We start from the raw sequence: 14753 nt of genomic DNA, 5'->3' as shown, positions 1-14753 counted from the left end.
ATTTTATCTGTGTTCATCTGTGTTTATCTGTGGATATCTGTGGTAAAAAAAAATATCATCAAGTTAATTTTAAGGGGTTATGTGGAGAATTAGGAATTACAATATATCCTGTAGAATTATCACCTAAAACTAAATTCCGTTCTGTTCCCCAATACCACCAATAAGCACCAACATAAGCACAAATTAAACTATCGAGTTGGTCTTCTACACTTTTCATTGCTAAACCTGTAAGGGGAATTTCTGGTAATTCAAGTAATTTAAGTTTTGGTTGTAAAGTCGGTAAGTAATTTAAAATATAAAAGCGTAGTTTAATTAATTCACTGCGTCTTTCTGCTAATTTACCTTTTTTATATTTCAAAATCCGTTCTAATCTAAATAAATTCACAATTGCCGGATGAGGAAATACTTCTATTTGATATCTCCCTAATTTTTGCGGTTCTATTGTTGCGGCGTGGGCAAAACCTTTAGCTTCTAAACTTAAGCCAAATTCGACAGTTCTTTGAGCAAAAGGTCGCCCTAAATTTGCTGGGTAACAAGCAGCGTGATAGCGATGAAATAATTTGTGGGTGAGGGTATCTGGGAGGCGCATTCCTGTTGCATTGGGAATTAAAGTTGGCGCATCTACGGCGATAATTGCGGGGGTTGCTGCGGGTGCGAAACTGTCAACCCAGTAAAGAATATCAGAGATAGATTCGCGGCGATCTAAATCAAGTAATTGCAATTGGTTATCTTGCCAAGTTAAGCAGCATAAACCACTTGCGCCAGTTCTCCAACCTAAGTCAATTCCGAGAAAGTTCATAATTATAAATGAGTTTTATAAGTATATTATGATAACATTAAATTAGATAAAATTAGCCAATTTAACAGATTATCCCCGAAATTTTAAATGACCAAATTTGTTTACGATCAATTTGCCAAGGATTATTTAAAGGAGTTATTAATGCCTCTTGGTGAGGTAGAAACTAGCCGAGATGTCCCCGGCGAAGTGCGAGAAATAGATGTGTGGTTTACACCTTACCCAGCAGAACAAAGAGGTGATGCAGAAGTGTTAGGATTGTTGGGAAGATTTGCGACTACTCCATCGATTTTTGAACCTTTTCGCAATGCTGTAAACCTTAACCAAATTCGCGGTTGTATTGGTAAACTATTTGATATCCACGCCAATTTACTGCGTCAGAGTCAGAGGGAAAACAAGCGTGTTCATGAAACAGATTTACCTTGGTTGTGGATTCTTTCGCCTACGGTTTCGAGAGCAATTTTAAATGGCTTTAAAGCTGAAACCGATGAAAATAACTGGCTACCTGGAGTATACTTTTTACCAGAGTATCTCAAAACAGGAATTGTCGCAATTCACCAGTTACCGCCCACCCCGGAAACGCTATGGCTAAGACTTTTGGGTAAAGGAAATGTACAAAAACAGGCTATTAATGAAATAGGCACACTTTCGCCTAATCATCCTTTACGTTCAAATGCTCTTTTATTACTGGCTAATTTGCGAGCAACCATCCAAGCAAGTCAAAATATCGATCAAGAAGAACAGGAGTTAGCTATGGAATTATCACCACTACTTTTAAAATGGGAAGAAGAAGCTATACAGCGAGGTTTGCAACAAGGTTTGCAACAAGGTTTGCAGCAAGGTTTAGAACAAGGAGTAAAAACGGAACGCCGCGCCACTATTGAGAATTTTTTGCAGGCAAAATTTGGGGTTTTGGATGAAGAATTATCGAGAATAATTGAGCGTTTATTGGAGTTGCCTTCAGAGGAATTTACTGTTTTGTTATTGCAATTATCCCGTGAGGAATTGTTGGCTAGGTTTAGTGGCTAAAAAGTACGTTGTTGCGCTTCAGCGCTAAAGCGCAACAACATACTTAGTATTAAAAATGAAAAAAATGCCGAATCAACTATTCCTGATTTTTACCTTATTTCTACTACATAATTGTTGGGTATTTGCGGCTGATTCTTCGCTGAAAAATACTTGTAATGTAGAAGTGTTAGCGGTAGAATATAGAAACTTGCGGACAATTCCCGGACACTTCGGCGGGGGTATTTGGAACGAAGATGTAGATAAATGGAATGGGCGAAAACAGCAAGTAATGAATCAACTTGGTGATTGTTTGGGAACGGGGAGATATAGTAAATCTGATATTATTCAGTTGATGGGGAAAAGCGATCGCACTTCCACCAAAGGAGATAACTTTTTTACACTAATCGAACACACCCGCCAAAATAAACCAAAAGGAAATTACGAATATTTGATTTATTATTGGCGAGGCGGACACGATTTTCTCTACTTCACCTACCAAGGAGAAACCATCATTGATTCCGGTTGGTGGATGGCATGGGAATAATAATTGCGGATAATTTTAATTCAAAAATGCTGTAGGGACACGGCATAATTAATATTTGTCTCTCATTCAATAGATTTATGATGCCGTGTCCCTACAATTTCGCGATATTATCCCCGTTATTCTTTATCTTCCTCTTTTTCCACAATCAAAACCTGAACCAAATGCCAAAGTAAGAAAAAAGAACCAACACAAATTCCTGAAACCGGATCGAACCAACTTACAATATTAACAATCGAAAACTCACCTAACTGCGAACTCACCCGAATTAACTTGCGCTTCGTCAATTTGTCTTTTCGCTGAACCTTGATGCTTTGATACTGCGAATAACTAATCAAAGCTAACAAAATGAAAAGCTGAATTTTTGGATTTTGAGAAAGGATAGCTTTCAATAATTGGGTAGACATAAGTTTTCTTGAACATCAATAACCTACAAATACCCTGATCTTTGGGGTAACTTCCAGACAAGAAACAGACAGATAATAAATTCCCCTTTCTGTCCCTTTCTGTCCCTTCACCCATAACCACCTGAAAATCAATGATGCTGCTGGCAAATTAATCTGTGTAGGGGCGAAGCATTCGGGCGACAATTTATAATACTCAACCAAAATATGTAAATCCCGAATGCTTCGCCCTGCCTTGGCGCAAGATAGTAGATACAGGTTATTTGTGGGGGAGGGCGAAGCATTTGGATACAAGAATCTTTTGTGGGTTGCAGAACTTATCGCCCAAATGCTTCGCCCCTACATCCTCTGACTTTTACCAATAAGATTAAAGGATATGGAAAAATGTTAATATTGCCTATATCATTAATCTTCTATTTATGAATTCAAGCCGCAAACCTCGTGGTATTCCGGCGACTCTAAACGGAATTCAAAAACTCACAGAAGCGAAAGCTAGTCAAAGAGATGAAAACTGCAAACCGCTAAGTTATAAAAAGATTGCTGATAAAGCTCGGATAGATGAACGGACAGTTAAGCGGTTTTTCGGAGGTGATGCGGTTGATAAAGATTCTGCCATCAGCATCGCTAAAGCTTTAAACTTAGACATAAACGAAATAGTCGATCCAAAAGACTTAAACCCACCCACACCAACAACCACACCAACAGAAATCAACTGGCGCGAAATCTGCACCAAAGTATTAGAAACCCAACACCTCCGCCGCCAAGCAACAGCACAACAATATGAATTAAAAATTTACGTTCCCTTGGGATTAATGGAACGTCCCAAAACACCAAACCCCATAAAAAACGCCACAGGAGAAGACTCGCCACCGCAGAAAGAACCAGAACTGCAAATCGTCCAAACTTATAAAGATGATGCTTTTTTCCTGAAAGTTATTGCCGAAAATCACACCGAAAAACGCAAGCATATTGCGATAATTGGCGAACCGGGTGCGGGGAAAACTACGCTGTTAGGAGAATTGGCAGAACGTTTGGCGAAAAATTCCCCGGATTTTCCCATTTGTATTCGCTTGGCAGATTTACGTTCTAGCACAATTGCCGATTATTTACTCAATAATTGGCTCTCCAAAGCATTGCAATTTATCGATTTTGAAGCCGAAAATGTCACCCCAGAAATCAGAAAATCATTCAAGCAACTTTTCGCAGCAGGTAAAGTGTGGTTGCTGTTGGATGGGGTGGATGAAATGGCGGCGACTTCCCCTATCGAGGCGTTGGCGAGAATTCGGGAACAACTGACAGACTGGGTGGGTAAGGCGCGGGTGGTGCTAACTTGTCGATTGAATGTTTGGGATGCGGCGATTAACAATACCCTGACAAATTTTGATACTTATAAAACTTTGGAATTTGAACCGGATGATGTGGATGAGTTTATTCGCCAGTGGTTTGAAGAGGCGAGTCAGGATGAGAAACGGCGCAATTCTGGCAATGAAACTTTTTGGCGAGAACAGGGAAAACGCTTAACAACACAATTAAAAGAACCGGGAAAAGAGCGAATCAAAGAACTGGTACGGAATCCCCTGCGGTTGTCGATGTTGTGTCAGTCTTGGTGCGTACCCCAACAGGAATTGCCGGAAACGAAGGCGGCACTTTACGAGCAGTTTACCACTTATTTTTTTGAGTGGAAACAAGAGGAATTCTCCAAGAAACAGCGAGTATTAAACCAGAGGGATAAAAAACAGATTCAACAAGCTTTGGTAAAGTTGGCTTTAGCGGCAATGGAAAGCGTTAATCGGTTTCGGATTGAGCAAGATTTTGCGATTGAGCAGATGGAGGAGGAGTGGTTTAATTTAGCTGATGAATTGGGATGGTTGGTTTTAGTTGACAGGGATACTCGCACGAAAAAGCCTGTTTACGCTTTCTTCCATCCGACGTTTCAGGAATATTTCGCCGCTTGTGCAATTGGGGATTGGCACTTTTTTTTAAATCACCAAATTCCCCCGGTTTCTGCTTGCAGTTACCGCATTTTTGAGAGGCAGTGGCGAGAGGTAATTTTGCTATGGTTGGGGCGAGGGGAGATAGAAGGAAAGCAGAAAGAGGAATTTATTGATGCTTTGGTTAATTTTGAGGATGGATGTGGAGGTTTTTATGAAAATAGAGCTTATTTTTTAGCTGCTGCTGCAATTGCCGAATTTCAGGATTATTCTCAAATAAATGAAGTAATGGAGTGGCTCATTAAGTTTAGTTTGGGTTATTTTGATACTGAAGAACAAGAGTGGATAGATTTTCTTGAAATAATTAGTAATGCAGCTAGGGAAGCATTGGAAAAGACACACAAACCAAAAGCGATCAATGCTTTAGTGCAACTGCTCAATTCTCCCGAACTTAATGATTACAGGCGTATGGAAGTAGTCGAAATATTAGGAAATATTGGTCAAGGCAATCAAAAAGCGATCGACACTTTGGTGCAACTGCTGAGTTCTCCCCAACTTGATGATGACGACCGCAGGCAAGTGGCAGAAAGCTTAGGGAATATTGACCCAGACAATCAAAAAGCAATCGATGCTTTGGTACAAGTACTGAGTTCTTCCAAACTTGATCCTTTTACTCGTAGAAGAGTAGCAGAATACGTAGGGAAAATCGACCGAGAGAACCAAAAAGCGATCGATGCTTTATTGCAACTGCTCACTTCATTCAATCTTAATGAAAATCTCTGTTGGCAAGTCTCAAAATGCTTAGAGAAAATTGGCATAAGTAATCAAAAAGCGATTGGTACTTTGCTGCAACTGCTCAATTCTCCTGCTCTTGATGATGCCACCCGTTGGCGAGTGGCAGAAGGCTTAGGAAAAATAGACCCAGGTAATCAAAAAGCGATTAATACTTTAGTGCAACTACTCAACTCACCCGTTCTTAAGGATGATACTCGTGGGCAAGTAGCAGAAAGTTTAGGAAAAATAGACCCAGGTAATCAAAAAGCGCTCAATACTTTAGCGCAACTACTCAACTCACCTGCTCTTTCTGATAACGCCCGTTGGCTAGTAGCAGAAAGGTTATGGGAAATCAATCCAGGCAATCAAAAAGCGCTCGATACAATGGTGCAACTACTCAACTCACTCTGTCTTGATCAGAATCTTCATTACTTAGGAAAATATATAGCGGAAATTGACCCAGGTAATCAAAAAGCGATCTGTACTTTAGTAGAAATTCTTAATTGTAATCTAGATGTTGATACCTGTTGGCGAGTTGCAGATAGCTTAGGGAATATTGACCCAGGTAATCAAATAGCGATTGATACTTTGGTGCAACTGCTCAAATCTGACTATCTTGATGATTACACCCGCAGCGAAGTGGGACAAAGTTTAAGGAAAATCGACCCAGGTAATCAAATAGCGATCAATGCTTTAGTGCAACTGCTCAGTTATTCCCATCTTAATAATTATGATCGTAGGGAAGTAGCAGAAAGCTTGAAAGAAATCGAGACAGACAAGCAGTTTGCCGTCATTACAGCCTTAAAAACCAACTTAAACAACTCTCTTTACGAATACTACGAATTAATCTGGCACTACGCCCAAAATCTGCCCTACCCCGACTTCTATCAAGCTTGGCACCAAGACACCCTTACCAACACCGCAACAGCAAACCTCAACATAGCAAACTTACCCCAAGTCCTTGCCGAAGCTATTAACAATCAACCCGAATTATGCAGCAAAGTAAAGCTAATTTGCATCGACACACACCAAATCATCGATCGCGAAAACCCCGCCCCAGAAATTTACGACCAGATGCTAAATCAAAATTGTCCAGAGTGGCAGAATGGGTATCCAGAAACAATGCAAAAACTCAAACTTTATTGGAATTACCTGCGCCGCAATAGCGAAATTCCCCTGTTTTTCATCTGCTACGATTCCACAGCACTCACAGCCACACCCACAGGATTTAGCCTTCCCTTTCTGACAGCTTTGAGCAAATTTGATGGCGCGATTTGTGTGGTGTGTGAAAAAGGGGAATTTGGGTTGCAAACATTTTCACCGAGTCAACCAAATTTAATAGCAGATATTGTCGGTTGGATGAGAGAGAAAATGATGGAAAATTTGTAGGGTTTGTAGGGGCGAAGCATTTGGGCGACAATTTATGTGGCGTAACCAAAATATTTATGTCCAAATGCTTCGCCCTGTCCCAGGCAACAAAAATAAATGTAGGGGAGAAGCATTTGGGGGACAATTTATGTGGCGTAACCAAAATATTTATGTCCAAATGCTTCGCCCTGTCTTGATGTAGTAATTTATCTAGAAATAACCAAAATATTTGTGTCCAAATGCTTCGCCCTGTCCTGATGTGATAATTTATCTAGAAGTAACCAAAATATTTATGTCCAAATGCTTCGCTCTGTTTTGATGTAATTCGCCCTGTAATTCGCCCTGTTTTGCTCTGCAAATAAAAATGTTTGTTCATATAAATTGTCGCGGGGGGAGGGCGAAGCATTCGGGAATATAAATTGTTGATTACCCAGATATATTGTCGCCCGAATGCTTCGCCCCTACGGTTGATTTTTTGGTTGATTATTTGATTTTTTCTTGGAGTTGGGGTTTCTTGATTTTAGAATGGGTTTCTGTGGAGTGCATTAACCAGCAACAGATCTTGGGCAAGGTCTGAGGTATCTAGTGGAAACATAACCTCCTGTGGAAAGCCTTACCCAACCCCGGTAATAACTATTAGGAATTACTCTGACATAACTGCCATTGTAAGCATAACCGATAAGCCGTCCACCTGGCGATCGACGAATGAAAAGTCTGCCGCCATTAGTAACAACTCGACTGCAAGCTGCTCGGTTAGAGACTTGTTGGTAGTCATCATATTCATCATCAATAAATGATGTTTGTATTGTTTCACAAGATTGGAAATATAGAGTTGATGCGGTGCTAGGTTTGATACCAAAACCAAGAGAACCCAACGCAGAAAGAGAAACTAAAGAAAAGGTAGCTACCAAATTTTTCCAAGCACTCATACTTTTAGATTCCTCTAGTGAGAAAAACAAAACTTCTTGTCAGTCTTTCAGAGAAGAGGTATTACAACCCGGATTTTTTGCCTAAAAACTTTGTAGTCACGACTTCAGTCGTTTCCGGGCGAGATAGAAGGACTAAAGTCCTGACAACAAACCCGTTTATTGTGCATTCACACTTCATCTAAAATCAGGTAATGGGCTCCTGATTCCAATGCAAACTCCGGCACAGAAGTGGGAAAAGGGCCTCAACAGCGACTTTTTTACAGATCGCACCATGCCCAATCTGCTTCTGTTTCTGGTTGCACGTTACGATCGGCAAATCTAATTTCCCACTCTTTAACCTCTTGAAGTTGCTTTGAAAGGGAACAGGGGACTAGGGAGGGGTTAGGGGTTAGGGGTTAGGGGTTAGGGGTTAGGGAAAAACTCCCCTGTGCTCCGAGATCTCCCCTGCTCTGTAAAAAGGCTAGTAAATTGAAAAAAGAGACTAAAAAACTGTGTCAGCTTCAGCTTATTTTGCTCAAGCACCCTAATTTCGCAAAAATTGCTTGGTTTCCAGCTTACTTCCTATTTATTCAAAACGAAAAGTAGATTTTAGTAAAGTTTTGTGAAGCTTATTTGTAGATGCTTTCAGAAAATTGCCGAAAACTTGAGAAACAAAAAATGTAAAACTAGTTAAGTGAGTTATTTAAACAACTTTTAAGCAAGTTCGAGACAGTCTAAGAAATTTATGGCGAAACAGCGAGTTCTCTCTGGGGTTCAACCAACTGGCAATCTTCACCTGGGTAACTACCTGGGAGCGATTCGCAATTGGGTAGAAGGACAGAGCGAGTACGATAACTTTTTTTGTGTAGTTGATTTGCACGCAATTACAGTTCCTCACGATCCGGCTACATTGGCGGAGAATACATATAAAATAGCGGCTTTGTATCTAGCTTGCGGCATAGATTTAAATTATTCGAGTATTTTTGTGCAATCTCATCTTCCCGCCCACAGCGAATTAACTTGGTTACTAAATTGCATTACGCCTTTAAACTGGTTGCAAGATATGATTCAGTTTAAGGAAAAGGCTGTAAAGCAGGGGGAAAATGTTAATACTGGTTTGTTAGATTATCCGGTATTAATGGCATCGGATATTTTGCTTTACCAAGCTGATAAAGTGCCTGTAGGTGAAGACCAAAAGCAACATTTAGAATTGACTCGTGATATTGCAGTGCGATTTAATCATTTGTTTGGTAAAGGAGAAAAGGTGTTAAAGTTGCCCGATCCTTTAATTCGATCGGAAGGTGCGAGAGTAATGAGTCTGACGGATGGGACAAAGAAAATGTCTAAGTCCGATCCTTCGGAATTAAGTCGAATTAATTTGTTAGACTCGCCCGAAGAAATTCAAAAGAAAATTAAGCGGTGTAAAACTGATCCGGTGCGCGGTTTGTCTTTTGATGACCCGGAAAGACCGGAAAGCCGAAATTTGTTAACCTTATATATGCTGCTTTCTGGTAAGACTAAGGAAGAAGTTACGGCAGAATGTGCGGATATGGGTTGGGGTCAGTTTAAGCCTTTATTGACAGAAACGACAATTAATGCTTTAAAACCAATTCAAGATAAGTATGATGCGGTGATGAATGAGAAGGGTTATCTGGAATCAGTGTTGCGGGAAGGGAAGGAAAAGGCTGGTGCGATCGCCAATCAAACCCTAGCAGAAGTAAAAGCCGCAATGGGCTATTCCCAACCTCTCTAGAAGCAGGGGAGCAGAGGAGCAGAGGGGCTCCAGGGGCAGAGGGGAGAAAAACTCAACACTCTTTCAAAACTCAAAACTCTCTGATTCCCTAACTCAAAACTCAAAACTCTCTGATTCCCTAACTCAAAACTCAAAACTCAAAACTCAAAACTTTATGCACAGCACGCAATACCCAAAACCTTTAAATTACTTTCGTAACGCTGTTAAAAGCGGAGAATTTTTGATTACCGCTGAAGTCTCACCACCAAAGGGAGGTGATTCAACTTCGATGCTGAAGATGGCGCAACTCCTGAAAGGTCGAGTTCATGCGGTGAATATTACGGATGGTAGTCGGGCGGTGTTGCGGATGTGCCCCTTAGCAGCTTCAACCATTTTGCTGCAACATGGTATTGAACCAATATGTCAGGTTGCTTGTCGCGATCGCAACCGCATCGGCTTACAAGCGGATCTCATGGGTGCTAACGCTCTTGGTATCCACAACATTTTAGCCCTCACAGGCGATCCTGTAAAAGCCGGAGATCATCCCGATTGTAAAGCGGTTTTTGATTTAGAATCTGTGCGCTTGCTACAATTAATCGACAAAATGAATCATGGTTTTGATTGGAATGATAAACCTTTAACAGATGGCGCGACTGATTTATTTGTCGGTGCAGCTGTCGATCCGCAATCACATAGTTGGTCAGGTTTACAACGACGTTTTGAGCGAAAAGTACAAGCCGGGGCGCAGTTTTTCCAAAGTCAATTGATTGCAGATTTCGACAAACTGGAAAAGTTTATGAATCAGATTGCAGTTGGTAGTAATAAGCCAATTTTAGCGGGAATTTTCTTAATTAAATCAGCGAAGAATGCCGAATTTTTAAATCGTTGTGTACCGGGAATCGAAATTCCGCAATCGATTATCGATCGCCTAGCCGCTGCCAAAGATCCCTTGCGCGAAGGAATGAAAATCGCCGCCGAACAAGTAAAAACGGCAAAAGACATTTGTCATGGGGTTCATTTAATGGCAATTAAAAGAGAAGATTTAATTCCCGAAATCTTAGATATGGCAGGAATTTCACCTATAGCAAAAAGTGTGTGAAGTCAAGCCTTAAGTTTGTTGTAGCGACTTTAGTCGTATTATTTACATTAAAGGACTAAAGTCCTTACAACAAACCAAACAGTAAGGAAATATTCGCATGGATTTACTAGTAGCGGATAGAATTCGGGGAGTTTTATTTGGTCAAGCAGTAGGAGATGCCCTTGGATTTGGCACTGAATTTATTTCTCGCGAACAAGTGAAATTTACTTATCCAAATGGATTAACAGACTATTCTCAAATCAGATACTTTTCGAGAATTACTAACCAATTTGAGCAACTTCAAGATTGGCGATGGCAACCTGGAGATTGGACAGATGATACAGACCAAATGCTCTGTATTCTGGATAGCTTACTAACTTATCGACAACTGAATATTCAAGATATTGCTACTCGTCTGCAAAATTGGGCTGTTACAGATGGTTTTGGAATTGGTAGCACAGTCAAAACTGTTGTTCATGACACAGAATTTTTGCTTAATCCCCATCTTGTAGCTCAAAAATATTGGGAATCTAAGGATAGAAAATCAGCCGCAAATGGCGGAGTAATGCGAACATCAGTTTTAGGAATTTGGGAATATAAAAATGCTGAAAAAGTGTGGTCTAATGCTGAACAGGTATGTCGAATTACTCACGCCGATCCTCGTTGTATAGGCTCATGTGTAGCTGTATGTTTAGCAATTAGTCAACTCATTCAAGGTGTAGAAAATATAAATCAATTAGTGGATTCGATCGCTAATCAAGTGAAGATATTCCATCCTGAAATGGAGATATACTTCGCCAAAGCAAAAGCAGATTCACTAGAAGCTTTAGACTTAGATGAAGGTCTTAATCCCAATGAGAAATATACATTAGGCTATACACTGAAAACTTTAGGCGCAGCATTTTGGGCGTTACTTCATGCTTCAACCTTTGCAGAAGGACTTTTGGCAATTATTAATGAAGGAGGAGATGCAGATACAAATGCTGCGGTAGCAGGAGCATTATTAGGAGCAAGATTTGGTTATCAAAAAATTGAACCTTCTTGGGTGGAAGGCTTAATTTACAAACAAGAGCTATCGGAACGAGTAGATAATCTAATCGAACTTTGCGATTATTAACTCAAGTTTCTAGTTATTAATTCTTTCGGAGTTCCCCCCGTGATGTTAATAGCAAAGCTTCCTCTGGTTCCCCCCTTATTAAGGGGGGTAGTGGGGGGATCTAATGCTGTGATTACTAGGTTTTGATCCCCCCAACCCCCGTGATTTTAATAGCGAAGCTTCCGCTGGTTCCCCCCTGATTAAGGGGGGCTCCAGGGGGATCAAAAGGGGGGCTAAGAAACAGCCGGATTTATAACTAGCAACTTAAGTTATTAGTAAATTTCCGGCTTAAGCGAGAAGCCTAATTACCCTCAACTACCAAAAGCAGATTGCGGTGTTTCCTTGAGTTTTTTCTGAGCAGATTGCATCAATTCTTGTGCTTCTTGGTAAACCGTTGTTCCGGTTTGTACTTTTTGTAATTCATAAATTATACTTTGGATTTGGCTAATCATTTGATTGCGATCGCGTCCTCCAAAATTACTAGCTAATAAACTTTCAATTTCCCGTTTTGCTGTCGTTAATGCAGCAACAGAAGTTTCCTCAGCTTGTCGCCTAATTTTCACAATTCCCAAATTACCTTGATAAGTAATTAGTAACTTTTGTGCTTCTAAATAACCCGATTCTTCTAAAGAAATTTTCTCTAATCTATCGATCGCTTGTTCCCACAACTTTTCCACTTCTTGCCATTCCGCAGCCGTATGAGGTGGATTTTGTCCTTTAACAGCCGCAGCCATTGCAAATTGCCTTGCTGCATCCATTAAAGTGCCTGTGCGTTCATTTTCCGTAGCTAAACTCGAAATTTGCCCAAAATCACGTTGATAAGCTGCTATTTTCGTTTGTGCCCCTTTACCAGCGAAAGTTTGTGGTGGTAATTGTTCCAATTGATCTAAAGCAACTTGCCAAGCTGCGATCGCTTTTTGGCGTTCTTGCCAACTTTTCGCCGCCTCATGTTGCTGCTTCGCCGTATTTAAAGCTTGTTCTCCCTGTTCCAACAAAGTTTGAGCTTGCTTTTCTTGAAACAGTTTCGCTTCCATTCGCCCTATATTAGCACGCGCCGAGCGAAATTCATCAAAAGTAAAATTCCATCCAAACCAAAATCTATATTGAGGTTGATAACCTAAAAACCAAACAGGTAAACCATCTAAATGTTTTTGTGCTTGCTTGACCTTTTGTTCTCCCAAAACCAAATCTGCGGGACTAGTAGCGCGATTAACCAGCTGATCGGCTTGTTCTACCAGTACGATCGCTTGGCGATAATCATAATCCATTTTCATATAACTAGGTAGCAGCAAAATTGGTGCAGTTCGCGCCACAGGCCAACGAATCATCGGATAAGGTAAGTTTAATACCCAAATCGTCCCAGCAGTAGCACCTGCAATTCCCACCACCCATTTGATTGTATCCCACGCACCCGGAGGACGATTAGCTTTAGCAGCTTTTTTCAGAACTTGATCGCTGAAATTAGGGAAAACATCGCTAATGGTATCACGCAGTTCTTCATAAGAAGCTAGATCGCCATCTTGGTCTTGCAATTTATTTAATCGTTTAAGTACGATATCTCGCTGTACTTTCAACAGAGGATCTTTTCCCACACACCTTTCCACTTCCGCACGTAAAATTTCCCAAGCGCGACCTGTGAGACGAGACATAATCAATACCTAACCAGTAGCATTGTTATTCCAATTTAGCTCAGCCAAAATTTAAAATAAGATAAATTGCCGGATTTTTTAGGGAAAATATACAAATGATGCGACGTGGTGTTACCGTATGGTTTACTGGTTTAAGTGGTGCAGGGAAAACTACGATTAGCAAAGCGGTGGAACAGGAATTGCGATCGCAAGGCTATTTAGTAGAAGTTCTCGATGGTGATATTGTTCGTCAGAACTTAACCAAAGGTTTAGGTTTTAGTAAAGAAGACAGAGACGAAAATATTCGCCGCATTGGTTTTGTGGCGCATTTATTAACCAGAAATGGCGTAATTGTTTTAGTTTCAGCAATTTCTCCTTATCGGGAAATTCGCCAACAAGTCAAAGCCAAAATTGGTGATTTTGTTGAAGTTTTTGTTAATGCACCTTTAGAAGTGTGCGAACAAAGAGATGTGAAAGGATTGTATAAAAAAGCCAGAACGGGGGAAATTAAACACTTTACTGGAATTGACGATCCTTACGAAATTCCTACTAATCCAGATGTGGAATGTCGCACAGATTTAGAAACAGAAGCCGAAAGTGTAGCCAAAGTTTGGCAAAAACTACAAGCATTTGGATATCTGGATTAAGTAGTTAGTAGTTCTGTAGTAATTATTTGTGCTTTTGCACTAATTACTACTCCCATTAGGCTCGGTTTTTCAACAAATTTACCAAACTAGAAATTAGGGTAACTGGACATTTTTCTCTGTTAATTGTCAACCTGCTAAATCCACTAAAGCATCCCGTTTAAACCTGAGTGTGCGAGAAACTGAGATGCGATAATGGTCAGAAGTGAATACTGATAGTGTAATGTTATTACTTTGACCAGAATCTAGAATGCGTTTCACTGTACAGATCTGCATCTTATTATTGCAGTAAGCAATGATGCGATCGCCCATTTTGATATCCAACGCTTGTATTTTCAAGTTCAATTCAACCTCATCAAGGACTTGGCTTACTTAGCTATATTTAGCAGTACTTTTGCTATCAAGCCCGCGATTTACGATTCCTGTTTACCATACCACATAAATCAAAATTTCTCTATGTCTATCGATAGACGTATTCCTTGTCAAGGGGACTTATACTTAAAACCTAATTAAAATACTGGTTTTTATAAGATGCTAGCTTTATTAACAACTTCGATCGCATTGCCCCGCGACCTGATTAATAGTCGCCAGCGACGAAGTATTATCCCCACAATCGATCAATCTATGTACGAGCACCATACTTGTCTTTGTTGCTCAAACACTTTACTACGTCATATCCGCATGGGAGGCATTTACTGGCGTTGTAGTCACTGTTATCAAGAAATGCCTGTTTAGAAAACAATTGCACAGAAAGATTCTGCTGATGGATCGGTCAATCCAAGCTGATCTATTTCCTGCATCTGCTCCAAAAAAAGAGTGAACTGAAACAGCGCTAAGGATCTCAA

General features: G+C 40.4%; 13 protein-coding genes and 1 pseudogene. 8 read left to right on the top strand and 6 right to left on the bottom strand.

Going from position 1 to position 14753, the window contains the following annotated elements:
* Positions 1–58 precede the first annotated feature (58 nt).
* Positions 59–799: a DUF429 domain-containing protein gene (locus ACE1CC_RS16225; RefSeq protein ID WP_413271470.1), complete on the bottom strand. Its 741-nt coding sequence runs from the start codon at positions 797–799 to the stop codon at positions 59–61.
* An 87-nt stretch (positions 800–886) separates the two neighbouring features.
* On the opposite strand from ACE1CC_RS16225, the gene ACE1CC_RS16220 reads away from it, so the two are divergent.
* Positions 887–1825, top strand: a complete 939-nt coding sequence (locus tag ACE1CC_RS16220; protein WP_413271469.1) for a hypothetical protein — start codon at positions 887–889, stop codon at positions 1823–1825.
* A gap of 64 nt (positions 1826–1889) precedes the next feature.
* Complete coding sequence (locus ACE1CC_RS16215; protein WP_413271468.1) at positions 1890–2348, top strand: hypothetical protein; 459 nt, start codon at positions 1890–1892, stop codon at positions 2346–2348.
* Positions 2349–2464: 116 nt separating this feature from the next.
* Here ACE1CC_RS16215 and ACE1CC_RS16210 read toward each other — a convergent pair whose 3' ends face one another.
* Positions 2465–2752, bottom strand: coding sequence for a hypothetical protein (locus ACE1CC_RS16210; protein WP_413271467.1), 288 nt, complete (start codon positions 2750–2752; stop codon positions 2465–2467).
* Between the two features lie 416 nt (positions 2753–3168).
* Here ACE1CC_RS16210 and ACE1CC_RS16205 point away from each other — a divergent pair, with 416 nt between their 5' ends.
* Positions 3169–6843 (top strand): NACHT C-terminal alpha/beta 1 domain-containing protein, encoded by a 3675-nt coding sequence (locus ACE1CC_RS16205; RefSeq protein WP_413271466.1) that lies wholly within the window; start codon positions 3169–3171, stop codon positions 6841–6843.
* A 524-nt stretch (positions 6844–7367) separates the two neighbouring features.
* Here the strand turns inward: ACE1CC_RS16205 and ACE1CC_RS16200 are convergent.
* Positions 7368–7751 carry an SH3 domain-containing protein gene (locus ACE1CC_RS16200; RefSeq protein WP_413271465.1) on the bottom strand — a complete coding sequence of 128 codons (384 nt, stop codon included), beginning with the start codon at positions 7749–7751 and terminating at the stop codon, positions 7368–7370.
* Positions 7752–7924: 173 nt separating this feature from the next.
* Positions 7925–8086 (bottom strand): annotated as a pseudogene (locus ACE1CC_RS36840) (B12-binding domain-containing radical SAM protein); the annotation flags it as partial.
* A gap of 389 nt (positions 8087–8475) precedes the next feature.
* Here ACE1CC_RS36840 and trpS point away from each other — a divergent pair.
* From trpS to ACE1CC_RS16185, 3 genes are all read left to right on the top strand, one after another.
* Complete coding sequence (gene trpS / locus ACE1CC_RS16195) at positions 8476–9483, top strand: tryptophan--tRNA ligase (protein ID WP_413271464.1); 1008 nt, start codon at positions 8476–8478, stop codon at positions 9481–9483.
* 154 nt (positions 9484–9637) lie between these two features.
* On the top strand, positions 9638–10561 hold the full coding sequence (locus tag ACE1CC_RS16190; protein WP_413271463.1) for a methylenetetrahydrofolate reductase: 924 nt from the start codon (positions 9638–9640) through the stop codon (positions 10559–10561).
* A gap of 97 nt (positions 10562–10658) precedes the next feature.
* Positions 10659–11657, top strand: coding sequence for an ADP-ribosylglycohydrolase family protein (locus tag ACE1CC_RS16185; RefSeq protein WP_413271462.1), 999 nt, complete (start codon positions 10659–10661; stop codon positions 11655–11657).
* Positions 11658–11947: 290 nt separating this feature from the next.
* On the opposite strand, the gene ACE1CC_RS16180 is transcribed toward ACE1CC_RS16185, so the two are convergent.
* Entirely contained in the window at positions 11948–13285 is a 1338-nt protein-coding gene (locus ACE1CC_RS16180) for a hypothetical protein (RefSeq protein ID WP_413271461.1), read from the bottom strand.
* A gap of 95 nt (positions 13286–13380) precedes the next feature.
* Between ACE1CC_RS16180 and cysC the strand changes: the two genes are divergently transcribed.
* Complete coding sequence (gene cysC, locus ACE1CC_RS16175) at positions 13381–13911, top strand: adenylyl-sulfate kinase (protein WP_413271460.1); 531 nt, start codon at positions 13381–13383, stop codon at positions 13909–13911.
* Positions 13912–14037: 126 nt separating this feature from the next.
* On the opposite strand, the gene ACE1CC_RS16170 is transcribed toward cysC, so the two are convergent.
* On the bottom strand, positions 14038–14253 hold the full coding sequence (locus ACE1CC_RS16170) for a hypothetical protein (protein WP_413271459.1): 216 nt from the start codon (positions 14251–14253) through the stop codon (positions 14038–14040).
* A gap of 186 nt (positions 14254–14439) precedes the next feature.
* On the opposite strand from ACE1CC_RS16170, the gene ACE1CC_RS16165 reads away from it, so the two are divergent.
* The gene (locus tag ACE1CC_RS16165; RefSeq protein WP_413271458.1) at positions 14440–14643 is read left to right on the top strand and encodes a hypothetical protein; all 204 of its coding nucleotides are present in this window, start codon (positions 14440–14442) and stop codon (positions 14641–14643) included.
* Positions 14644–14753: the final 110 nt, after the last annotated feature.

This window comes from Floridaenema aerugineum BLCC-F46, assembly GCF_041929345.1.
GTDB classification, from domain to species: domain Bacteria; phylum Cyanobacteriota; class Cyanobacteriia; order Cyanobacteriales; family Aerosakkonemataceae; genus Floridanema; species Floridanema aerugineum.
This window is presented reverse-complemented; position numbering and strand designations above follow the sequence as displayed.